The sequence below is a fragment of the Micromonospora sp. BL1 genome, assembly GCF_003667485.1.
GTDB lineage: Bacteria > Actinomycetota > Actinomycetes > Mycobacteriales > Micromonosporaceae > Micromonospora > Micromonospora tulbaghiae.
In genome coordinates, this window is sequence record NZ_RCVK01000214.1 from 1 (window position 1) to 22,056 (window position 22,056).

23 protein-coding genes are annotated in these 22,056 nt (G+C 74.0%); 8 read left to right on the forward strand and 15 right to left on the reverse strand.

Annotation, left to right across the window (positions count from 1 at the left end):
* The 5 genes from EAD96_RS11755 to EAD96_RS11775 form a co-directional block, all read right to left on the reverse strand.
* The coding region (locus EAD96_RS11755) for a GNAT family N-acetyltransferase (RefSeq protein ID WP_233585659.1) at positions 1–483 on the reverse strand (483 nt) is incomplete at its 3' end.
* A gap of 131 nt (positions 484–614) precedes the next feature.
* Complete coding sequence (gene dxs / locus EAD96_RS11760; RefSeq protein WP_121684282.1) at positions 615–2,558, reverse strand: 1-deoxy-D-xylulose-5-phosphate synthase; 1,944 nt, start codon at positions 2,556–2,558, stop codon at positions 615–617.
* 58 nt (positions 2,559–2,616) lie between these two features.
* Positions 2,617–3,807, reverse strand: coding sequence for an anhydro-N-acetylmuramic acid kinase (locus EAD96_RS11765; RefSeq protein WP_121684283.1), 1,191 nt, complete (start codon positions 3,805–3,807; stop codon positions 2,617–2,619).
* A 9-nt stretch (positions 3,808–3,816) separates the two neighbouring features.
* Positions 3,817–5,025 (reverse strand): class I SAM-dependent RNA methyltransferase, encoded by a 1,209-nt coding sequence (locus tag EAD96_RS11770; protein ID WP_121684301.1) that lies wholly within the window; start codon positions 5,023–5,025, stop codon positions 3,817–3,819.
* 119 nt (positions 5,026–5,144) lie between these two features.
* A complete protein-coding gene (locus EAD96_RS11775; protein ID WP_121684284.1) occupies positions 5,145–7,196 on the reverse strand; it encodes an APC family permease in 2,052 nt (683 codons plus the stop codon).
* A 158-nt stretch (positions 7,197–7,354) separates the two neighbouring features.
* Here EAD96_RS11775 and EAD96_RS11780 point away from each other — a divergent pair, with 158 nt between their 5' ends.
* A complete protein-coding gene (locus EAD96_RS11780; RefSeq protein ID WP_120571019.1) occupies positions 7,355–8,020 on the forward strand; it encodes a TrkA family potassium uptake protein in 666 nt (221 codons plus the stop codon).
* Between the two features lie 3 nt (positions 8,021–8,023).
* Complete coding sequence (locus EAD96_RS11785) at positions 8,024–8,713, forward strand: TrkA family potassium uptake protein (protein ID WP_120571020.1); 690 nt, start codon at positions 8,024–8,026, stop codon at positions 8,711–8,713.
* A gap of 10 nt (positions 8,714–8,723) precedes the next feature.
* Here the strand turns inward: EAD96_RS11785 and EAD96_RS11790 are convergent, their stop codons facing one another.
* The 4 genes from EAD96_RS11790 to dut form a co-directional block, all read right to left on the reverse strand.
* A complete protein-coding gene (locus EAD96_RS11790; protein WP_120571021.1) occupies positions 8,724–9,404 on the reverse strand; it encodes a DUF3159 domain-containing protein in 681 nt (226 codons plus the stop codon).
* Positions 9,401–9,781 (reverse strand): OB-fold nucleic acid binding domain-containing protein, encoded by a 381-nt coding sequence (locus tag EAD96_RS11795; protein ID WP_013284795.1) that lies wholly within the window; start codon positions 9,779–9,781, stop codon positions 9,401–9,403. Before EAD96_RS11795 ends, EAD96_RS11790 begins: the two co-directional genes overlap by 4 nt.
* A gap of 169 nt (positions 9,782–9,950) precedes the next feature.
* A complete protein-coding gene (locus EAD96_RS11800) occupies positions 9,951–10,571 on the reverse strand; it encodes a DUF3710 domain-containing protein (protein ID WP_120571022.1) in 621 nt (206 codons plus the stop codon).
* Between the two features lie 25 nt (positions 10,572–10,596).
* The gene (gene dut / locus EAD96_RS11805; protein ID WP_199733147.1) at positions 10,597–11,094 is read right to left on the reverse strand and encodes a dUTP diphosphatase; all 498 of its coding nucleotides are present in this window, start codon (positions 11,092–11,094) and stop codon (positions 10,597–10,599) included.
* Positions 11,095–11,179: 85 nt separating this feature from the next.
* Here dut and EAD96_RS11810 point away from each other — a divergent pair, with 85 nt between their 5' ends.
* Entirely contained in the window at positions 11,180–11,671 is a 492-nt protein-coding gene (locus tag EAD96_RS11810) for a DUF3093 domain-containing protein (protein ID WP_121684285.1), read from the forward strand.
* 24 nt (positions 11,672–11,695) lie between these two features.
* Here EAD96_RS11810 and EAD96_RS11815 read toward each other — a convergent pair whose 3' ends face one another.
* A complete protein-coding gene (locus EAD96_RS11815; protein ID WP_176739835.1) occupies positions 11,696–12,424 on the reverse strand; it encodes a hypothetical protein in 729 nt (242 codons plus the stop codon).
* A gap of 292 nt (positions 12,425–12,716) precedes the next feature.
* Positions 12,717–13,013: a DUF4193 domain-containing protein gene (locus tag EAD96_RS11820; protein ID WP_013284790.1), complete on the reverse strand. Its 297-nt coding sequence runs from the start codon at positions 13,011–13,013 to the stop codon at positions 12,717–12,719.
* A 439-nt stretch (positions 13,014–13,452) separates the two neighbouring features.
* Between EAD96_RS11820 and EAD96_RS11825 the strand changes: the two genes are divergently transcribed.
* Positions 13,453–13,968 (forward strand): LytR C-terminal domain-containing protein, encoded by a 516-nt coding sequence (locus tag EAD96_RS11825; protein WP_199733148.1) that lies wholly within the window; start codon positions 13,453–13,455, stop codon positions 13,966–13,968.
* Between the two features lie 69 nt (positions 13,969–14,037).
* Here the strand turns inward: EAD96_RS11825 and EAD96_RS11830 are convergent, their stop codons facing one another.
* Positions 14,038–14,859, reverse strand: coding sequence for an inositol monophosphatase family protein (locus EAD96_RS11830; protein ID WP_121684287.1), 822 nt, complete (start codon positions 14,857–14,859; stop codon positions 14,038–14,040).
* A 286-nt stretch (positions 14,860–15,145) separates the two neighbouring features.
* Between EAD96_RS11830 and EAD96_RS11835 the strand changes: the two genes are divergently transcribed.
* Together EAD96_RS11835 and EAD96_RS11840 are read left to right on the forward strand one after the other, a co-directional pair.
* On the forward strand, positions 15,146–16,747 hold the full coding sequence (locus EAD96_RS11835) for an RNA polymerase sigma factor (protein ID WP_121684303.1): 1,602 nt from the start codon (positions 15,146–15,148) through the stop codon (positions 16,745–16,747).
* Positions 16,748–16,991: 244 nt separating this feature from the next.
* On the forward strand, positions 16,992–17,225 hold the full coding sequence (locus EAD96_RS11840; protein WP_013284786.1) for a hypothetical protein: 234 nt from the start codon (positions 16,992–16,994) through the stop codon (positions 17,223–17,225).
* A 100-nt stretch (positions 17,226–17,325) separates the two neighbouring features.
* Here EAD96_RS11840 and EAD96_RS11845 read toward each other — a convergent pair whose 3' ends face one another.
* From EAD96_RS11845 to EAD96_RS11855, 3 genes are all read right to left on the reverse strand, one after another.
* Positions 17,326–19,047: a DEAD/DEAH box helicase gene (locus tag EAD96_RS11845; RefSeq protein ID WP_120573908.1), complete on the reverse strand. Its 1,722-nt coding sequence runs from the start codon at positions 19,045–19,047 to the stop codon at positions 17,326–17,328.
* Between the two features lie 192 nt (positions 19,048–19,239).
* Complete coding sequence (locus EAD96_RS11850; RefSeq protein ID WP_120571027.1) at positions 19,240–19,890, reverse strand: trimeric intracellular cation channel family protein; 651 nt, start codon at positions 19,888–19,890, stop codon at positions 19,240–19,242.
* Between the two features lie 40 nt (positions 19,891–19,930).
* Positions 19,931–20,149: a DUF3039 domain-containing protein gene (locus EAD96_RS11855; protein WP_013284783.1), complete on the reverse strand. Its 219-nt coding sequence runs from the start codon at positions 20,147–20,149 to the stop codon at positions 19,931–19,933.
* 88 nt (positions 20,150–20,237) lie between these two features.
* On the opposite strand from EAD96_RS11855, the gene EAD96_RS11860 reads away from it, so the two are divergent.
* Positions 20,238–21,158 carry a pseudouridine-5'-phosphate glycosidase gene (locus tag EAD96_RS11860; RefSeq protein ID WP_120571028.1) on the forward strand — a complete coding sequence of 307 codons (921 nt, stop codon included), beginning with the start codon at positions 20,238–20,240 and terminating at the stop codon, positions 21,156–21,158.
* A complete protein-coding gene (locus tag EAD96_RS11865) occupies positions 21,155–22,051 on the forward strand; it encodes a carbohydrate kinase family protein (RefSeq protein ID WP_120571029.1) in 897 nt (298 codons plus the stop codon). The genes EAD96_RS11860 and EAD96_RS11865 overlap by 4 nt, the downstream gene beginning before the upstream one ends.
* Positions 22,052–22,056 lie beyond the last annotated feature (5 nt).

Below are 22,056 nucleotides of genomic sequence, written 5' to 3' on the forward strand. Positions count from 1 at the left end.
CACGTAGGGGGTCTCGGCTGGGCCGGGGCGGGAGGTGCCGTCGGGGCGCCATCCGTGGCGCGTGTAGAAGGCGCGGGCCCGGGTGTTGCGCTCCCACACCTCCAGCACGCCCAGCGCCAACCCCTCGTCCGCCAGGTGACGTACGAACAGCGCGTGCAGCGCACTCCCCACGCCTCGTCCCCACATCTCCGGGTCGACGTGGATCTGGTAGAGCTGCGCGGTCGTCCGCGGATCCAGGTCGGACGAGTGCGGCGGCCCCATGGCGAGCACCCCGGCCAGCACACCGTCCACGATGGCGCACCGCACCCGCTTGTGCGCCGAGGTGATCGCCGCCGCCCAGCCCTCCCGCTGTTCCCGGGCCAGCTCCGGAGTGAGGATGTCCCCGATCGGCAGCCCGCCGGCCCCGTAGTAGGCGACCCGCGCCCGGCTGTGCACCTCGACGATCCCCAAAAGATCCCCGAGCCCCGCCTCCCGCACCTCCACGAGCCCTCCCTCCACGTCAAGGCCCCCGCGATCTTGCGATTGCGGCCCTCCGTAATCGGGCGAAGCCGACATCAGGAGGGCCGCAAGTGCAAGATCGACGCGGGTGGCGACCGAGGCGCGCGCGGGGCGGGTCAGCTCTGGGCTCGGGCTCCGTTCGTGGCCGGGTCGACCGGGGCGGCGTCCAGGCCGGAGATCCAGCCGGTGACGTCGCGCGCCACGTCCTGTGCGGTCAGCCGCAGGTCGGCCAGGATCTGCGCGCGGGTGCCGTGCGGGTGCCAATCGGCCGGTACGCCCATGTCCTTGACCGGTACGCGGACGTCGGCGTCGCGCATCGCCTGGGCCAGCGCGGAACCGACGCCGCCGATGCGCACGCCGTCCTCGACGGTGACCACGAGCCGGTGACCGGCGGCCAGCTCGACCAGTTCGGCCGGCACCGGGCGCACCCAGCGCGGGTCGACGACCGTGACGCCGTAGCCCTGCTCGGCGACGCGGGCCGCGATCTCCACGCCGAGGCCGGCGAACGAGCCGACCGCGACCAGCAGCACGTCGGTACGCGCCGACTCGGCCAGCACGTCGACCGGACCGACCCGGCGCACGGCGGGCAGGTCGGCGGCGACGGTGCCGGTCGGGAAGCGCAGGATGGTCGGGCCGTCGTCCACGGCGACCGCCTCGCGCAGTTCCTCGCGCAGCGTGGCCGAGTCGCGGGGCGCGGCGATCCGCAGGCCGGGCACCACGCCGAAGACGGACATGTCCCAGATGCCGTAGTGGCTGGGCCCGTCCGGGCCGGTGATGCCGGCCCGGTCCAGCACGAACGTGACCGGCAGCTTGTGCATGGCCACGTCCAGCAGCACCTGGTCGAACGCGCGGTTGAGGAACGTGGCGTAGACCGCGACGACCGGGTGCAGCCCGCCCATGGCGAGGCCGGCGGCGGAGGTGGCCGCGTGCTGCTCGGCGATGCCGACGTCGTACACCCGCTCCGGGTACTTGCGGGCGAGCGTGGCGATGCCGGTGGGCTCGGCCATGGCGGCGGTGATGCCGACCACGTCGGGCCGCTCGTCGGCGATCGCGACCAGCTCGTCGGCGAAGACGTTCGTCCACTTCACCGACGGCACGGCGAGCAGCTTGCCGGTCTCGGCGTCGAACGCGCCGGGACCGTGCAGGCAGTCGGCCTCGTCGTCCTCGGCGGGACGGTAGCCGTAGCCCTTGCGGGTGACCGCGTGCACGATGACCGGGCCGCCGAAGTTCTTCGCGGCGCGCAGGGCCGCCTCGACCGCCGGTACGTCGTGGCCGTCGACCGGGCCGACGTACTTGATGCCGAGGTCCTCGAACATGGCCTGCGGGGCGACCGCGTCCTTGATGCCCTTCTTGACCGCGTGCAGCACCTCGTACATCGGCTTGCCGACGAACGGGGTGTTGCCCAGCGCGTCCTTGACCGTGTCGAGCACCTTCTCGTAGCCGGGGTTGAGCCGCAGCGACGACAGGTGGTCGGCGAGGCCGCCGATGGTCGGCGAGTAGGACCGGCCGTTGTCGTTGACCACGATCACCAGCGGGTTGCCGGCGGTGGCGATGTTGTTCAGCGCCTCCCAGCACATGCCGCCGGTGAGCGCGCCGTCGCCGACCACGGCGACCACGGACCGCTTCTCGCCGCGCAGCGCGTACGCCTTGGCCAGGCCGTCGGCGTACGACAGGGCGGTGGAGGCGTGCGAGTTCTCGATCAGGTCGTGCTCGCTCTCGGCCTGGCTGGGGTAGCCGGAGAGGCCACCGCGCTGGCGGAGCTTGTCGAAGCCCTCCTGCCGGCCGGTGAGGATCTTGTGCACGTACGCCTGGTGGCCGGTGTCGAAGAGGAGCCGGTCACGCGGGGAGTCGAAGACCCGGTGCATCGCCAGGGTCAGTTCGACCACACCGAGGTTGGGGCCGACGTGGCCGCCGGTGCGGGAGACCTTGGCGATCAGGAAGTCACGGATCTCGGCGGCGAGGATGTCCAGCTGCTCGGCGGTCATCCGCTTCACGTCCTGCGGGCCGTGGACGGTGCCCAGCAGCCGACCGTGGTTGGCCGTGCCCTCTTCAACACTCATGACCGGAGAGTCTATCGGCCGCCGAACAGTCCGCAGCCCGGCCGTGCATCGACCCAGGTCAGGCGGCCACCACCAGCCGCCTCGGGGCGGGTGGGCGCGGCGCGGCGGCGGACGGCCCGGCCGGGGCCCAGGAGCCGAGCACGGCGGCCCGGGACGCCCCGGTCACCGACGGCACCGCGCCCGGCAGCCCGTGCCAGGACAGCCAGCCCAGCAGCGCGAACGCGTACGCCTCCTTCGCCTGGGCGGGCACGCCCAGCTCGTCGGTGGTGCGCAGCCGCCAGCGCCCTCCGCCCAGCGCGGCCAGCCGCGCCCGGAGTGTGGGATTGCGCACTCCCCCGCCGGCGGCCACCACCTCGGTCACCCGGTGCCGGTCGCAGGCGTCGGCCACCGTGCGGGCGGTCAGCTCGGTGAGCGTGGCCAGCACGTCGTCGGCGGCCACCGGCTCGCCGAGCGCGGCCAGCGCGGCGTCCAGGTAGCCGCCGTGGAACAGCTCCTTGCCGGTCGACTTGGGCGGCGGCGCGGCGTAGTACGGCTCGGCGAGCAGCCGGGCCAGCAGCGCCTCGTGCACCCGGCCGGCCGCGGCGCGGACGCCGTCGACGTCGCAGGGCCGGTCCAGGAAGCGCCGGGCGGCGGCGTCCAGCAGCGCGTTGGCCGGGCCCACGTCGTACCCGAGGACGGGCGCGCCGGGCGCGACCACTGTGAGGTTCGCGATTCCGCCGAGGTTCAACGCGGCGCGGGCCCCGGCGGCCGCGCCCCCCGGTGCGCGCGGGGAGGCAGCCGGGTCGAGCAGCAGCGCGTCGAACGCCGGGACCAGCGGCGCGCCCTGGCCGCCGGCCGCCACGTCCGCCGAGCGCAGGTCGTGCAGCACCGGTACGCCCACCCGGGCGGCCACCCGGGCCGGCGCGCCGAGCTGGAGCGTGCCGCGCACCCGGCCGTCCTCGACCCAGTGGAAGACCGTCTGGCCGGGCGACACGACCGCGTCGGCCGCTCCCCCGGCCAGCTCGACGCCGACGGCCGCCGCCTCCGCGAACGCCTCGCCGAGCCGGTTGTCCAGCCGGCAGACCGCCTCGATCGTGGTGGCCGCCGGGGGCAGCAGCGCGCCGATCTCGGCCCGCAGGTCGTCCGGGTACGCCAGCTCCCGGTGCCCGAGCGGCCGCAGCCGCAGCGTGTCGCCGTCGGCGGTGAACTCGGCCGCGACCACGTCCACGCCGTCGTAGGACGTGCCCGACATCAGCCCGACGATCTTCATCGGGTCAGGCTAGCCAGGCAGGAACAGGCCCACCAGCTCCACGTGCTGGGTCATCGGGAACAGGTCGAAGCCGCGCAGCGCGGCCAGCCGCCAGCCCGCGTCGGCGAACGTGCGCACGTCGCGGGCGAACGCGGCCGGGTCGCAGGCCACGTACGCGACCGCGCGCGGCCCGGCGGCCGCCACGGCACGGACCACCGGGGCGCCCGCGCCGGAGCGCGGCGGGTCGAGCACCACCAGGTCGACCGGGCCGGTGATCCGCCGCCGGGACAGCGCGGTCTCCACCCGGGCCGCCACCACCTCGACGCCGGCCAGGTCGGCCAGGTTCTCCCGGGCCGCGGCCACGCCGTCCGGCGCCGACTCGACGAGCGTCACCCGGGCGCCGCCGACCCGTCCGGCGAGCGCGGCGGCGAACAGGCCGGCCCCGCCGTACAGATCCCAGGCCGTCTCGCCGGGCCGCGGGTCGAGCAGGTCGAGGACCGCGCCGGTCAGCGCGTCCGCCGCCGCCGGGTGCACCTGCCAGAACCCGGAGGCGGGCAGCGTGAAGGTCCGCCCGGCCGCCGTCTCCCGGACCCGCTCCGGCCCGCTCACCGCCGTCGGAACCCCGTCGGTGTACGCGACCACGGCGACGTCCCCGCCGGTGCTGGCGACCGTCTCCACCGCGTCGGCGTCCGGCCAGCGGGCACCGGTGGGCGGGAGCACCGGCAGCTCCTGGATCGCCGGGTGCGCGATCAGGCACCGCTCGATCGGCACCACCTCGTGCGAGCGGTGCTTGAGCAGCCCCGCCCGGCCGGCCGCGTCGACCGCGTAGCGGACCCGGGAACGCCAGCCCAGCGGCCCGCCGGGCAGCGCCTCGACGCGTACGCCGAGCGCGTCGACCTGCTCGGCGGTGAGGCCGCCCAGCCGGGTGAGCTGTTCGCGCACCACCGCCAGCTTCCAGTCGAGCTGGGCGGCCGGGGCGACGTGCTGGAGGTCGCAGCCGCCGCACGCGCCGGGCCGGGCGTACGGGCAGGGCGGGGTGACCCGGTCCGGCGAGGCGTCCAGGATCTCCACCGCGTCGGCGCGGGCGAAGCCCCGGTGCAGCTCGGTCACCTCGGCCACGACCCGCTCGCCGGGCAGCGCGTGCCGGACGAAGACCACCTGACCGCCGACCCGGGCCACGCAGTGCCCGCCCGGCGCGACGGCGTCGACGGTCAGCTCGACCCGCTCGGCCTCCTCCAGCCCGGGCCGGTCCGCCGACGCAGGGCCGGGCCGGTCCGCCGACGCAGGGCCGGGCCGGTCCGTCGACGCGGCACCGGGCCGCCCGGCCGGCGACGCAGGCCCAGACCGCTCCACGGCGCTCACGAGCGCTCCTCCGGCTCGGCGGAGGGGGTGGACGCCACCGGCGGCGGCAGCGTGCTCTGCGGCGCCACCCGGGGGCCGCGCGCCGGCCCGCGGCTCAGCGTGGCGTCCAGCCGGTCCAGGTTCTTGCTGGCGGTGGAGGCGAGCTGCCAGGGCACGCTGGTCACCATCACGCCCGGCTCGAACAGCAGCCGGCCCTTGAGCCGCAGCGCGCTCTGGTTGTGCAGCAGGTTCTCCCACCAGCGCCCCACCACGTACTCGGGAATGAAGACGGTGACCACGTCGCGCGGCGACTCCCGGCGCACCGACGCGACGAAGTTGAGGATCGGGCGGGTGATCTCCCGGTACGGGGAGTCGATCACGGTGAGCGGCACCGGCAGCTCGCGGCGCTCCCAGTCGGCCTGGAGGTCGCGGGTGTCCTGCTCGTCCACGTTCACGGTGACCGCGGTGAGCGTGTCCGGCCGGGTGGCCCGGGCGTACGCGACGGCCCGCAGCGTCGGCTTGTGCAGCTTGCTGACCAGCACGATGGCGTGGTTGCGGGCGGGCAGGACGGCCCGCTGCTCGGTCGGCTCCAGCTCCTCGGCGATCCGGTCGTAGTGGCGGCGGATGCCGAGCATCACCACGTACATCACGGCCATCGCGACGATCGCGATCCAGGCGCCGAGCAGGAACTTGGTGGCCAGCACGATGATCAGCACGACGCCGGTCATGACCATGCCGAACGTGTTGATCGCCCGGGAGCGGATCATCCGGCGGCGCGCCTCCGGGTCCCGCTCGCGGCGCAGGTGCCGGTTCCAGTGCCGGATCATGCCGGCCTGGGAGAGCGTGAACGAGACGAACACCCCGACGATGTAGAGCTGGATGAGCTTGGTCACCTCGGCCTGGAAGCCGACGATCAGCACCACCGCGAAGACGGCCAGGAACAGGATGCCGTTGGAGAACGCCAGCCGGTCACCGCGGGTGTGCAGCTGGCGGGGCAGGTAGCGGTCCTGCGCGAGGATCGAGCCGAGCACCGGGAAGCCGTTGAAGGCGGTGTTCGCGGCCAGGAACAGGATCAGCGCGGTCATCCCGGCGACCACGTACAGCAGCACCGAGCCGCCGCCGAAGACGGTCTCGCCGAGCTGGGTGGTGACCGTCTTCTGCACGTACCCGTCCGGGCCGGAGATGATCTGCGTGCGCGGATCCTCGACGAACTGGAGGCCGGTGAGGCGGGCCAGCCAGATGATGCCGACGAGCATGGCCACCGCGATGCCGCCGAGCAGCAGCAGCGTGGTCGCCGCGTTCTTCGACTTCGGGCTCTTGAACGCCGGTACGCCGTTGGAGATCGCCTCCACGCCGGTGAGCGCGGCGCAGCCGGAGGAGAACGTGCGCAGCAGCAGGAACACCAGCGCGAACCCGGTGACGCTGTGCTCGGCCTGGATCTCCAGTCCGGCGCTCGGCGCGCGCAGGTCGTCGCCGAGCACGAAGACGCGGACCAGCCCGGTCAGCAGCATGCCGCCGATCACGATCACGAAGCCGTACGTGGGGATGGCGAAGGCGGTGCCCGACTCGCGCAGGCCGCGCAGGTTGATCGCGGTGAGCAGCACCACCGCGCTGACCGCGATGAGCACCTTGTGGGTGGCCACGAACGGCACCACCGAGCCGAGGTTCGCCACGCCGGAGGAGACCGAGACGGCGACGGTGAGCACGTAGTCGACGAGCAGCGCGCTCGCCACCGCGAGGCCGGCCTTGGGACCGAGGTTGACCGTCGCCACCTCGTAGTCGCCGCCGCCGGAGGGGTAGGCGTGCACGTTCTGCCGGTAGCTCGCCACCACAGTCAGCATGACCACGACGACCGCGAGCGCGACCCACGGCGAGAAGATGAACGCCGAGGCGCCGGCGATGGACAGCGTCAGGAGGATCTCGTCCGGGGCGTACGCCACGCTGGAGAGCGCATCCGAGGCGAAGACCGGCAGCGCGATGCGCTTCGGCAGCAGCGTGTGCTGGAGGCGGTCGGACCGGAACGGTCGACCGAGGAGGAGTCGCTTCAGCAGCGAGGTGGGTCGGGCCACAACCGCCAAGCGTACGACCACCGGGTCCGGGGCGCGGGGGTGGTCGATCTCCCCCGCACGCGGCCGCGCGGTACGGTTCGGTCCCCCGTCCGGCAGAGGGACGTGGCAGGCTCGCAGACGACGGGTCGGCGGGCGGCGCCGTGGGAGGAGCGGACACCGTGCATGTGGTGATCATGGGCTGCGGCCGGGTCGGGTCGACCCTGGCCCACAGCCTGGAGGCGCGTGGCCACTCGGTGGCGGTGATCGACCAGGACGCGGACGCGTTCCGCCGTCTCGGGCCCGACTTCGCCGGCATCACCGTCACCGGCGCCGGCTTCGACGGCGAGGTGCTGCGCCAGGCCGGCATCGAGCGGGCCGACGCGTTCGCGGCGGTGTCCAGCGGCGACAACTCCAACATCATCTCGGCCCGGCTGGCCCGGGAGACGTTCGGCGTGTCCCGGGTGGCGGCCCGCATCTACGACCAGCGTCGCGCCCAGGTCTACGAGCGCCTCGGCATCCCCACCGTGGCGACCGTCCGGTGGACCGCCGACCGGATGCTGCGCCACCTGGTCCCCGAGGGCAACGTGGAGATCTTCCGCGACCCGACGAGCACCGTCTCGATCATCGAGGTGCCGGTGCACAAGGACTGGATCGGCCGGCCGCTGCGGCAGCTGGAGCAGGCCGTCGGTGCCCGGGTCGCCTACCTGAACCGGTTCGGGATCGGCACCCTGCCCACCGCCTCCACGGTGATCCAGGAGGGTGACCAGGTCTACATGCTGGTGACCGACGACATCAACGGCCCGGTCACGTCGGTGGCGGCGGCGCCGCCGGAAGGGGGGCACTGAGCCATGCGGATCGCCATCGCCGGCGCCGGCAACGTGGGCCGCTCGATCGCCCAGGAGCTGATCGACAACGGCCACCAGGTGATGCTGATCGAGCGGCAGCCGAAGATGCTGCGGCCCGACCGGGTGCCGGCCGCCGACTGGGTGCTCGCCGACGCCTGTGAGCTGGCCAGCCTGGAGGAGGCCAACGTGGCCGGCTGCGACGTGGTGGTGGCCGCCACCGGCGACGACAAGGTCAACCTGGTGGTGTCGCTGCTGGCCAAGACCGAGTTCGCGGTGCCCCGCGTGGTGGCCCGGGTCAACCGCGCGGAGAACGAGTGGCTGTTCACCGAGCAGTGGGGCGTGGACGTCGCGGTGAGCAAGCCGCGGGTGATGGCGGCGCTGGTCGAGGAGGCGGTCACCGTCGGCGACCTGGTCCGGCTGATGACGTTCCGGCAGGGCGAGGCGAACCTGGTCGAGATCACGCTGCCGCCGACCGCGCCCTACGTGGGGCAGCCGATCCACGCGGTGCCGATCCCCCGGGACGCGGCGCTGGTGGCGATCGTACGCGGCAAGCGGGTGCTGGTGCCGACGCCGGACGACCCGATCGAGGCCGGCGACGAGCTGGTGTTCGTCTGCACCGCGGCGGTGGAGGACGACGTGCGCGCGGTGATCCTCGGCCCGACGAGCGCGGACCGGCACCGGGACCGCTCCTGAGGCGGCGGCCTCAGGAGCCGGGCAGCGGGGTGGGTGCGGTCTCCCGGGTGACCCGGCGCACCACCCACACCGTGATCAGCAGCAGCAGCGCGTACGGCGGGTAGCCCAGGGCGAGCCGGGCCACGCCGAGCGCGGTGTCCTGGTGGGCCAGGTAGAGCCCGGCCTGTACGCCGACCTTGGCCAGCCACACCACGCCCCAGAGCACGGTGAGCTGGGTGAAGGTGCGCACCAGCTTGGGGTCGTCGCGCCACTCGGAGCGGCCCTTGGCCACCAGCACCGACCAGATCCAGCCGACCAGCGGCTGCCGGATCGCGGCCGACAGCAGCAGCGCCAGGCCGTACCCGATGCCGTAGAGGATGCCCGGCAGGTAGAAGTCGCGCTCGTCGCCCGTGCGCAGCGCCAGCAGCGCGCCGATGCCGACACCGAACAGCCCGTTGACCGCGTGCCGCACCGGCTTGCGCTGGGCCAGCCGCAGCCCGGCGATCAGCAGCGCGACCGCCACCGAGGCGTACACGGCGGGGCGCAGCTCCCCGATCACGTTGGCGACCACGAAGACCACCACCGGGATGCTCGACTCGACCAGCCCGCGCCATCCGCCGAGCTGGTCGGCCATCTGCTCGGCGAGGCTGGGCAGCCGCTCCTCGTCCTGCGGGCCGAGGCCGGGCGGGGTCTGCTGCTGTCCGGTCGTCACTTCGGCGACTCCAGCTCGTAGTACGGGTTGTAGATCACCTTGCGGTCGTCGCGCACCGCCACCCGGCCGCGCGCGGTCAGGTGCCGGCCCGGTTCGATCCCGGCGATGTGCCGGCGGCCCAGCCAGACCAGTGTCACCACGTCGTTGCCGTCGTAGAGGTCGGCTTCCAGCGTGGGCAGGTTCGTGCGGGGCGTGTAGACGACGGTACGCAGCCGCCCGGCCACCGACACCACCTGACCCCTGTTGCACTGGTGGGCGGGCGTGCCGCCGGACTCGGCGCTCTCCCGGCGCAGCTCCTGCGCCTCGATCTCGGCCTCGCTCGCGGTGAGCCGGTGCAGGAGCCGCCGCAGCGACCCCCGGCTCTCGTCGGTCGTCATGACCTCCGCGTCACCCTCTCCACAGCGGGGCCCCGCGGGCGGCGGAACCGTCCCGCCAGCGTACGCGCAGTGGCCCGCCGGCGGGAGCGGCGCGGCGCGTACCGCCGGCCGGGACCGGACACGCCGCGGGCCCGGCGCCGTTCCGCGCCGGGCCCGTGCACGTCGTGGATCAGACCTCCTGCGCGTCGGCGGCCTGCTGCTCGGCGACCTCGCGGGGCAGCCGCAGCGGCAGCGGCTCGCGCACCGGCTTGGCCTCCTGGCCGCGGTCGACGACCAGGCCGTCCAGGCAGGCCGCGAGCGGGCCGGCGGAGGCCGGGTCAGCGGCGGCCGCGCCCTGGAAGACGCCGCGCACCATCCAGCGCGGGCCGTCGATGCCGACGAACCGCAGGTCGGTCGGCCCGTCCGGAGTACGCACCCGGGCGCGCAGCTCGGGCCCGTGCTCCCCCTCGACCTCCTGGACGGTCGCGCCGTCGCTCACCAGCGACTGGCGGATCTCCTCGCGCACCTCGTCCCAGATGCCCTCGGAACGGGGTGCGGCGAAGACGCCGAGCTGGAGCGCGTTCTGCCCGTGCACCAGCACGACCTGCTGGATCACGCCCTGCGGGTCGGCCTGCACCCGCACCTCGACGTCCGGCACCGCCGGGATCTGCAGGCTGCCCAGGTCGAGGCGAGGCGCCTCGGGTGCCTCGCTGACGTCGTACGGGCCGCGGTCCGGCGCCGACGGGGTCTCCTCGGCGTCGAGGACCCCATTGTCACGCGCCTCGTCGGCCCGCTTCCGGGAGAAGATCACTGCGCCCACCCTCCGCTGTTCACACTCACCCTGCCACCTCTTCGCTCTGCCCGCCGGACGGCGCCGGGACCAGCCCGGCGTGCCCGCCGGTGGACCCGTGCCCGCCCGTGCCACGCCGGGACCCGGGCAGCTCGGCCACCGGCCGGAACTCGGCCCGGGCGACCCGCTGGACCACGAGCTGCGCGATGCGGTCGCCCCGGCTGATCTTCGCCGGCGTGTCCCGATCGTGGTTGATCAGGTTGACCAGGATCTCACCCCGGTAGCCGGCGTCGACCGTACCGGGCGCGTTGAGCACCGTCACGCCGAGTCTGGCGGCGAGTCCGGATCGCGGGTGCACCAGCCCGACGTAGCCGTCCGGCAGCGCCACCGCCACGCCGGTGGGCACCAGGGCCCGGCCGCCGGGGGGCAGCTCGACGTCCGCGGCGGCCACCAGGTCCGCCCCGGCGTCGCCGGGATGGGCGTACGCCGGCAGTGGCAGCTCCGGGTCGAGCAGCCGTACGGGCACGGGTACGACGTCTGTCACGGTCATCCTCTTCCGTCCGGTCCTGCGGGGTGCCCCTGCCATCCTGCCGGTTGCCGGGCCGCTCCCGCGCCGTACCCTCGTCTGTGTGCGTCAGTCGTCATCTCCGGCCGCCCCGACGGCCACCGCCGCGCCGTACGCGGAGCGCCTCGGGCTGCCCTGGTGGGCGTGGCCGCTCGGGCTGGCCGCGGCCGGCCTGCTCGCGGTCGAGCTGTGGATGGGCGCGACCGGGGTGCGCGCCTGGCTGCCGTTCGTGCTGCTGATCCCGGCCGCGGTGGCCGCCCTGTGGTGGCTGGGCCGGATCCGGGTCGAGGTGCGCGACGGCGAGCTGCGGGTGGACGACGCCCACCTGCCGGTGCGGTACGTCGCGGACGTGGTGCCGCTGGACGCGGCCGGCCGGCGCGAGGTGCTCGGCGTCGGCTCCGACCCGCTCGCCTTCGTGGTGCAGCGCCCGTGGATCGGCGGCGCCGTGCAGGTGGTGCTGGACGACCCGGCCGACCCGACGCCGTTCTGGGTGGTCAGCACCCGGCACCCGGTCCAGCTGGCGACCGCCCTGCTGGCCGCCCGCGACGCGGCCTGACCTGCTGCCGCCCGGCCCGCACGGTCAGGACGGCGCCTCCGGCAGGGCACGCGCGGTGCGCCGCAGGTCCTTGCGCAGTTGCTCGCCGAGCGCGCGGGTGGCCCGGCGGTTGAGGTACCCGGCCACGGCGGCGCCGGTCAGGAACGGCCCGAGCGTGGTGAGGTTGCGCCCGAAGCGGCGCATCAGGCTGTCCCGCAGTTCGCGGCGGGCGGCGGTGCCGAGCACCGCGCTCACCCCGACGCCCGGCATCATCGGGTTGACCCCCCGCTGGGTGGCCCAGGACTGCACGAGCGCCACGGCACGGCCGGCGCCGCCGGCCGGCAGCGGCACCCGGTGGACCTCGTGCAGCTCGCCGATCAGCTTCAGCTCGATCGCCACCACGGCCACCGTCTCGGCGGCCAGCAGCACGGGCGCGGAGAGCAGCGTGGGCGTGACCGCCCACTCGACCGCGGCCACCCCGCCGCCCGCGGCGCCGACCCCGGCGGTGGCGCGGGACGCGTTACGGACCAGCCGGTCGGCGAGCGCGTCGTCGTCCAGGCCGGGGAAGTGCCGCCGCAGCGTGGCGAGGTCGCGGATCGGCACGTGCGGGGCGACCTCGGCGACGGTGTCGGTCATCCAGCGCACCGCGGCACGGGGCTTGAACAGGTCGGTGATCCCCCGGGCCCGGGCCTGCCCGACCAGCCGGGTCAGCAGTTGGCGCCGGCGGGCCGGCGCGATGTCGTCGGCGGTCAGGGCGGCGACGGTGGCACCCAGCTCCTCGGTGTCCGGGCCGGTCGGATCGGGTGTCGTGCCCGCGCCGTCCGGGCCCCTGTCCGGTCCGGCCGCTGTCACGTCCGGCCCGGTCGGTGCCGGCCTCGCCGCCGGAGCCGGGGTCCGGTCGGCGCCGGTCCCCTCGCTGCGCTCGCTCACCCGTCCGCCCTCCCGCTCCGCGCGGCGTGGCAGCCGCCCGTAACGAGTCAAGCAGCAATCGGCCGCACGCGCACGGCGGCGGCTCGAACAGCGGCGGCCCCGTCGAGGAGGCCGCCGCTGGTGTCCTCGGTCGGGATCAGACGCACTCGCGGCAGATCAGGTCGCCGTTGCGCTCGACCGCCAGCTGGCTGCGGTGGTGGACCAGGAAGCAGCGGGCGCACCGGAACTCGTCCTGCTGCATCGGGAGGACCTTGACCGTGAGCTCCTCGTCGGCCAGATCGGCGCCGGGCAGCTCGAAGCTCTCGGCCACCTCGGCCTCGTCGACGTCCACGGCGCCCGACTGTGAGTCGACCCGCCGGGCCTTGAGCTCTTCCAGGCTGTCCTCGCCGAGGTCGACCTCGTCGCGACGCGGGGCGTCGTAGTCGGTGGCCATCGGTTTCACTCTCCAATATCGATATTGTCGCTGCCGGTTGTAACGCCGGACGACGCCGTTTCGGTTCCCCTGACCGGCCACCATCTCTGTCGGGCACCCGACCCGACGAGCGGTGGGCCGGGCTCGCCGGTGCGAAATGCCCCCGGTGAGCGCGGAACCTTACCCCCCCTGTGGGCGAGGCATGTATACCGCCCTCGCGGGAGAGATGTACGCCTCTGCGCCCGAAGTTGTTCCCAATGTGACTCAGGCGACACGAAGATAGGGGTAGTCCTACCGGTTCACCGCGTGGCGCGCCGGTATGTCGGACTGTTTCCACGCCTGAGCCGGACAAGCGTTAACCTCAGCGGCGTACTGGACGGCCGACAGGTCGCGGCCCGACCGCGTCGCCCGCCACCACCCAATCACTGTCCGGGGAGCGCCCAGGATGAGTTTTGCGCGAGTGCGGGCACTCGTTGTCGTCGGACTGCTGGCGGTCGTCGCCCTGGTCTTCGTGGTCGTCGCCGTGCTGAAGGACAGCCAGGGCACAGCCGGTACGGCGGCCGCCTGCCCGGACGGCTGGCCGCTGGTCGACCTGCGACTGCGGGAACAGAAGGACGTCAAGATCAACGTCTACAACGCCACCGACGAGGCAGGCCGGGCCGGCAGCGTCGCGGACGACTTCCGCAACCGCAAGTTCCAGGTCAAGAAGGTCGGCAACGAGGCCAAGGCGTTCGACGGCGTGGCCCAGTTGCGGTTCGGGCCCAAGGCCGTGGGCTCGGCGCACCTGCTGCGCGCGTACTTCCTCAACGAGGCCGACCAGAAGTTCGACGCGAACCGCAAGGACGACGTGGTCGACGTGGTCCTGGGCAACCAGTTCCAGCAGCTCGCCACCACCACCGAGGTCAACCAGTCGCTCGGCGACCTGGGCGCGCCGCAGGCGCCGCCCGAGACCTGCCCGATGCCGATCGAGAAGTAGGCGGCGGCGCGACGACGGCACAGGGCGGTCTCCCTCCGGGGAGGCCGCCCTGTCGCGTGTGCGGCGCCGTCACGGCCCGCCGGAGGCGTCCAGGTCGACCAGCCGGTCGTGCAGCGGCCCGTGCAGCGCCGGCGGCGCGGCGAGCACCAGGTCCGGGCCGGGCGGGCGGCCGGACAGGCCGGTCACCAGCAGCCCGGCCTCCCGGGCGACCAGCCCGCCGGCGGCCAGGTCCCAGTCGGCCAGGCCCTTCTCGTAGTACGCGTCCACCCGCCCCTCGGCGGCCAGGCAGAGGTCGAGCGCGGCGGCGCCCATCCGGCGGATGTCCCGGATGTGCGGGATCAGCTCGGTCACCACCCGCGCCTGGTGGGCCCGGCGGCCGGCGTCGTAGCCGAAACCGGTGGCGACGAGCGCCTGCCCGAGGTCGGTCGCGGTGGAGCCGTGCAGCCGCTGCCCGTCGCGCCAGGCGCCGCCGCCCAGCGTCGCGGTCCACTCCTCGCCGGTGACGACGTTGCGGACCACCCCGGCGACCACCTCGCCGGCCACCTCGGCGGCCAGCGAGACGGCGCAGTACGGCAGCCCGTACAGGTAGTTCACGGTTCCGTCGATCGGGTCGAGGATCCAGCGCACGCCGTCGGGGTCGGCGGGGCCGGTCTCGCCCGCGCCGTACTCCTCGCCCAGCACCGCGTCGCCGGGCCGCCGCTGCCGCAGCGCGGCGACCACCTGCCGTTCCACCGCCCGGTCGGCGGCGGTGACCACGTCGGTCACAGTGCTCTTGGTCGCGGCCACCGAGACGCCCTCGACCCGCATCCGGTACGCGGTGGCGGCGGCCTCCCGGGCCACGTCGACAGCGATCGTGAGCAACTCCCGCGCCGTGGGCGTCGAGGTGATCATGTCTCTCCCCTTCCGGCACGATCGGGACCGGCCGTCTCGTGCGCGGGTATCATCCTTACAAAGTCCACATCTGCGCCGAATCTGCGGTCCCGGACCGCAGGTCCGCCGTGCGGCGCGGGATGATCGCGGCAGACGGCGTTACAATTCACCCTGCCCACGCGCCACGGACCGCCAGCGACCGGACGGCCCGGGACACGGGGGTCCTCAACGACTCGCCCGGCGCGGCCGTCCCATGCTGCGCCGGACGACCCGGCCGTGCTCGCTCTTTCGCCTCCGGAAGGTCTTCGTGACAGATCCCCGCCAGACCGGCGCCGACGTTCGCTCGCTCACCGACACCCTGATCGCCCACGCGCAGAGCGCCGGCGGCCAGCTCACGTCGGCCCAGCTCGCGCGCACCGTCGAGTCCGCTGAGGTGACCCCGGCCCAGGCCAAGAAGATCCTCCGCGCGCTCTCCGAGGCGGGCGTGACGGTGGTGGTGGACGGCTCGGCGAGCACCCGCCGCCGCGTCGCCGCCGCCCGGTCCGCCACCCCGGCCTCCCGCGCCACCACCGCCAAGACCACCAAGAAGGCCGCCGCGCCCGCCCCGAAGCAGGCGCCCGCCGCCGACGAGTCGCCCGCACCGGCCCCCCGGAAGGCGACCGCGCGCAAGGCCACCACCGCCGACGTGGCCAAGGCCGCGGCCCCGGCGAAGGCCACCAAGGCGACCCGCGCCACCAAGGCCACGGTGGCGGCGAAGACCGCCGCGGCCAAGCCGGCCAAGGCCGGCGGCAAGGCCGAGGGCCCCGACGGTGAGATCGACCCGGAGGAGCTGGCCGCCGAGATCGAGGACGTGGTGGTCGAGGAGCCGGCCGAGCTGACCCAGGCCGCCGAGGCCGACGCGGCCAGCTCCGCCACCGACAACGACTTCGAGTGGGACGACGAGGAGTCCGAGGCGCTCAAGCAGGCGCGCCGGGACGCCGAGCTGACCGCCTCCGCCGACTCCGTGCGGGCGTACCTGAAGCAGATCGGCAAGGTGCCGCTGCTCAACGCCGAGCAGGAGGTCGAGCTGGCCAAGCGGATCGAGGCCGGCCTCTACGCCGCCGAGCGGCTGCGCGCCGCCGACGAGGGCGAGGAGAAGCTGGTCCGCGACCTCCAGCGCGACCTGATGTGGATCTCCCGGGACGGCGAGCGGGCCAAGAACCACCTGCTGGAGGCGAACCTCCGCCTGGTGGTCTCGCTGGCCAAGCGCTACACCGGTCGCGGCATGGCCTTCCTCGACCTCATCCAGGAAGGCAACCTCGGCCTCATCCGCGCCGTCGAGAAGTTCGACTACACCAAGGGCTACAAGTTCTCCACCTACGCCACCTGGTGGATCCGCCAGGCCATCACCCGCGCCATGGCCGACCAGGCCCGCACCATCCGCATCCCGGTGCACATGGTCGAGGTGATCAACAAGCTCGGCCGGATCCAGCGCGAGCTGCTCCAGGACCTGGGCCGCGAGCCCACCCCGGAGGAGCTGGCCAAGGAGATGGACATCACACCGGAGAAGGTGCTGGAGATCCAGCAGTACGCCCGGGAGCCCATCTCGCTCGACCAGACCATCGGCGACGAGGGTGACAGCCAGCTCGGCGACTTCATCGAGGACTCCGAGGCGGTCGTCGCGGTCGACGCGGTGTCGTTCTCGCTGCTGCAGGACCAGCTCCAGCAGGTCCTCCAGACGCTGTCCGAGCGTGAGGCGGGCGTGGTGCGGCTGCGTTTCGGCCTCACCGACGGCCAGCCGCGCACTCTGGACGAGATCGGCCAGGTGTACGGCGTGACCCGGGAACGCATCCGGCAGATCGAATCCAAGACCATGTCCAAGTTGCGGCACCCCTCGCGTTCCCAGGTGCTCCGCGACTACCTGGACTGACCGCGCACGTCAACAAATCGTGCCGGTTTGATCACCAGCCGTACAACACTCTTTGGTGATCGGTCGGTTGCCTGTTTGTGATCGTTGACGTGGCACCCTTGGTGCACGGCACACTGTCCTCCACGCCAGGTGTGACCTCGGTCCCCCGCGGGCACACAGGGAAGGCAGGGCCCGAGATGGGTGTTGCACGATAGGTGAGCAACCGAAGAGAGTGTTCATCGGTGACGACCAGAGGAGGAAGGCGATGACCCCGACCCTCACGCCGCCGCCCGAGACGGTGAGCCCCCCGGCCGCCGATGAACGGTGCGACCGCTGCAATGCTGCCGGCAAGCTCCGGATCACTCTGGCGGGTGGGAGCGAGCTGGTGTTCTGTGGGCACCACGCGAACAAGTACGCGGAGGATCTCGTGAAGATCACCGTGCGCTACGCGTCGGACCCGGAGTTCAGCTGGCGTGGCGCCGATCTGATGGCGAACTGAGGTCCGACAGGAAGTCCATAACCCGACATGACCGGCCGGAGGCACCCGCAAGGGGAGCCTCCGGCCGGTTTTTCGTGTCCGGTGCGACCCGGCCGACCCGTCAGAGGGTCTGCACGGTGGCGATGCGCTCCTCGAGCTGCTCGATGGTGGCCTGCGCGCTGGGCGGGCCGCCGCAGATCCGGCGCAGCTCGGCATGGATCTTGCCGTGCGGCTGGCCGGTGTGGTGGTGCCGGGCGGCCACCAGGGCGTTCAGCTGCCGCCGTAGCGCCACGCGGCGCTGGGCGGCACTCATCGGTGGGGGCGCCGCCGCCGGGGCCGCAGCGGCCGGCTCAGCGGTCCGCTGGGCGGCCCGGCGCTTCTGCGCGGCGAGCTGCTCGGCCTGCCGCTTGGTGAGCAGCAGCGAAACCTGGTCGGCGGTGAGCAGCCCGGGCAGGCCGAGGTATTCCTCCTCCTCCGGCGTGCCGGCCTGGGCGGCGGTGCCGAAGGAGGCCCCGTCGAAGATCACCTGGTCCAGCTCGGCGGTCGCGGAGAGCGCGGCGAAACGCTTCTCCAGTTCCCCGCTGGCGCCGTCGTCGCGCTGGGCGCGCTCCAGCAGGTCGTCGTCGAAGCCCTCGCGGTCCTTCGGCTTGCCGAGCACGTGGTCCCGCTCGGCCTCCATCTCGCTGGCGAGCCCGAGCAGGTGCGGCACGCTGGGCAGGAAGACCGACGCGGTCTCGCCGGAGCGGCGGGCCCGGACGAACCGGCCGATCGCCTGCGCGAAGTACAGCGGGGTGCTGGCGCTCGTCGCGTACACGCCGACGGCGAGCCGGGGGATGTCGACGCCCTCGGACACCATCCGCACCGCGACCAGCCACCGTTGCTGTGAGGCGGCGAACGTCGCGATCCGCGCGGACGCGCCCTGGTCGTCGGAGAGCACCACGGCGGCCTTCTCACCGGTCACCTGCTCCAGCAGCTTCGCGTACGAGCGGGCCACCTGCTGGTCGCTGGCGATGACCAGGCCGCCCGCGTCGGGCATGCCGTTGGCCCGCAGCACGCTGAGCCGGGCGTCGGCGGCGCGCAGCACCTGCGGCATCCAGTCGCCGGCCGGGTCGAGCGCGGTACGCCACGCCTGGGCGATCAGGTCCTGCGTCATCGGCTCGCCGAGGCGGGCGGCCAGTTCCTCGCCGGCGTTGGTGCGCCACCGGGTCTCCCCCGAGTACGCCAGGAACAGCACCGGCCGGACCACGCCGTCGCGCAGCGCGTCGGAGTAGCCGTAGACCGAGTCGGCGCGGGAGCGCAGCAGCCCGTCGCCGCCGCGCTCGTAGCTGACGAACGGGATCGGGTTGTCGTCGGAGCGGAACGGCGTACCGGTGAGCATCAGCCGGCGTACCGCGGGCTCGAACGCCGCCTTCACACCGTCGCCCCAGGTACGGGAGTCGCCGGCGTGGTGGATCTCGTCGAGGATGACGAGCGTGCGGCGGGTCATGGTGCGGCGCCGGTGCACCTGCGGCGCCATGCCCACCTGGGCGTAGGTGACCACCGCGCCGTGGAAGTCGGCCGCGGAGTGCAGGTCGGCGTTGCGGAACGCGGCGTCGAGCTGGATGCCGACCCGGGCGGCGGCCTGCGCCCACTGGGTCTTGAGGTGCTCGGTCGGCGCGACCACGGTGACCGCCTCGACGCTGCCGTCGGCGAGCAGCTCGGCGGCGATGCGCAGCGCGAACGTGGTCTTACCGGCGCCGGGCGTGGCGACCGCGGTGAAGTCCTCGGTCCGGCGGCGCAGGTATTCCACGAGCGCCTTGCGTTGCCAGGCGCGCAGGGGCGGGAACGTGTCGAGCGCCGGCATCCGCGGTGGCACGCGTAGCTCCTCTCCGCCGCGGACGGCGGCGGGCCCGACCGGGGCCACGGGAGCCGCCGCCCATGAAAACGCCCTCGCGCATCCGGTGCCGCGAAGGCCGGGGTCAGCATAACCAGCGCGGGCCGTACGCCCCACTCGACGCCACGCCTGTCACATCCGCCCACCCCGGCGCACGGCGGGTCAGGGCAGTGGTCCCCGGGTGCCGGTGCGCGGCGGCCGCATCGTCGCCACCGGTGCGGACCAGCGGCGGCGCAGCGCGATCAGGCGCAGCCCGAACACGAACATCGCGGCGCCGGTGAGCGGCACGGCGGTGGCCTGTCCGCACGCCGACAGCAGCGCCACCGCGATCGAACCGGCGAGCGCGGCCAGCGCGTAGATCTCGCGGCGCAGCACCACCGGGATCTCGCCGGTGAGCAGGTCCCGGCCCAGCCCGCCGCCGATCGCGGTGAGCATGCCGATCATGCAGGCGCCGACGGCCGGGACGGCGGCGTCGAGGGCCTTGAGCGTGCCGGTGACGGTGAACAGGCCGAGGCCGGCGGCGTCGAGCACCAGCACCGTGGTGCGCAGCCGGGCGAGCTGGGGGTGCAGCCAGAACACGGCCGCGGCGACGACTGCGGCGGTGGCGGCGTAGCGCCAGTCGGCGAACGCCAGCGGGGGTACCTCGTCGATCGCCAGGTCACGGAAGATGCCGCCGCCGAGCGCGGCGACCACGCCGACGAAGACCACCCCGAACAGGTCGAGCCGTTTCGCCACCGCCGCGGAGGCGCCGGAGGCGGCGAAGACCGCCACGCCGGTCAGATCGGCGAGCAGAAGGGGGGTGGAGGTGGTCACCGCCGCAGGTTACGTCCAGGGGCGGCGGAGCCGCCCGGGATCACTCGGCGTACGAGTCGTAGATCTCCTTGCACTTCGGGCACACCGGCGAGCCCGGCTTGGCCGCCTTGGTGACCGGGAACGTCTCGCCGCAGAGCGCGACCACGTAGGTGCCCATGACGGCACTCTCGGCGATCTTCTCCTTGCGGACGTAGTGGAACATCTCCGGACCAGTGTCCGCGTCCTTCAGCTCGGGACGCTCGAGAACCTCTGTGCTCACGACTACACCTCCGGCGTTCCAGTTTTGCAGGTCGGTCCGCCCCGGTCCACCTGGGCCCCGGCCGGAGGCGGCCCGTACGGTAGCCGACGTGACCAACTTTCACATCAGTCTCGGTAGTGAGGTGGCCGACGCCCTGCGGGACGGCCGCCCGGTCGTGGCGTTGGAGAGCACGATCGTCTCGCACGGGCTGCCCCGGCCGGACAACCTGCGCGTGGCGCGCGAGATCGAGCAGGCCGTGCGGGACGCCGGGGCGGTGCCGGCCACCATCGGCATGGTCGCCGGCAGGCTGCGGGTCGGGCTGGACGACGACCAGCTCACCCGGCTCGCCACCGTCGACGGCGTGAGCAAGCTCTCCGTCCGCGACCTGGCCCCGGCGGCGGCCACCGGAGCGGACGGCGCCACCACCGTCGCGGCCACGAGCGCGGTCGCGGCGGCGGCCGGGATCGGCGTGTTCGCCACCGGCGGGCTCGGCGGCGTGCACCGCGAGGCGGCGCAGACGTTCGACGAGTCGGCCGACCTGGTCACGCTGGCCCGGACGCCGATCGCCGTGGTCTGCGCCGGGGTGAAGTCGATCCTCGACGTGGGGGCCACGCTGGAGCGGCTGGAGACGCTCGGGGTGGGCGTGGTCGGCTACCGCACCCGCCGGTTCCCCGGCTTCTACCTCACCGACGCGGGCTTCGACCTGGACTGGTCGGTCGAGTCGCCGGAGCAGGTGGCCGACGTGCTGGCCGCCCGCGCGGCGCACGGCGTGCACCACGGCGGTCTGGTGGTGGCCAACCCGCTGCCCGCCGACGAGCAGCTCGACCCGGCGCTGCACGACCGCACGCTCGCCGAAGGACTGGCGGCGCTGGCCCGCGAGGGGATCACCGGCAAGGCGGTCACCCCGTTCCTGCTGTCGCACTTCCACTCCGCGACCGAGGGCGCGAGCCTGGCGGTGAACGTCCGGATCATCCTGCGCAACGCCGATCTCGCGGCCCGGATCGCGGTCGCCGCGGCGACCACCTCATGAGCGGGAGGCCGCGCATCGTCGTCGTCGGCGACGTGATCACCGACGTGCTCGCGGTGCTGTCCGGGCCGCTGGCGACCGGCTCGGACACGGCGGCCGGGATCCGGTTCAGCGGCGGCGGGCAGGCGGCGAACACCGCGGCCTGGCTCGCCGGTCAGGGCGCGGCGGTGACGCTGGTCGCCGCCGTGGGCGACGACGAGACCGGCCGGGAGCGGGTGGCCGAGCTGACCCGGATCGGTGTCGAGTGCGCGGTGGAGCGGCACGAGGGCTACCCGACCGGCACCGTCATCGTGCTCGCCCACGACGGGGAGCGCACGATGATCAGTCAGCGGGGTGCGAACCTGCGGCTGACCGCCGGGCACGTGGACGCGGCGCTGGCCGCCGCGCCCGACGCCGGGCATCTGCACCTGTCCGCGTACACCCTGTTGGACGTCGGGTCGCGCGGCGCCGGCCTGCGCGCGCTGGCCACGGCCCGCGAGCGCGGGCTGACCGTCAGCGTCGACGCGGCGTCCGCGGCGCCGCTGCGGCGCGTCGGCGGGGCGTTCCTGACCTGGGTACGCGACGTCGACCTGCTGCTGGTCAACACGGACGAGGCGACGGTGCTGGCCGGCGGGCTGGACCCGGCGGCGCAGGCGCGGGCGCTCACAGCGGTGGCGCACCGGGTGGTGGTCAAGCGCGGCGCGGCGGGCGCGGTGTGGGTGGAGCGCGGCGGTGTGGTGGAGTTCGCGCCCGCGCCCGGGGTGGACGTGGTGGACGTGACCGGCGCCGGGGACGCGTTCGCGGCCGGGCTGCTCACCGCGTGGCTGGCCGGCGCCGACCCGCGTGCCGCGCTGGCCCGGGCCGGTGACCTGGGCGCGCTCGCCGTGACGACAGTGGGTGCCCGCCCGGCGCCGTGACGCCG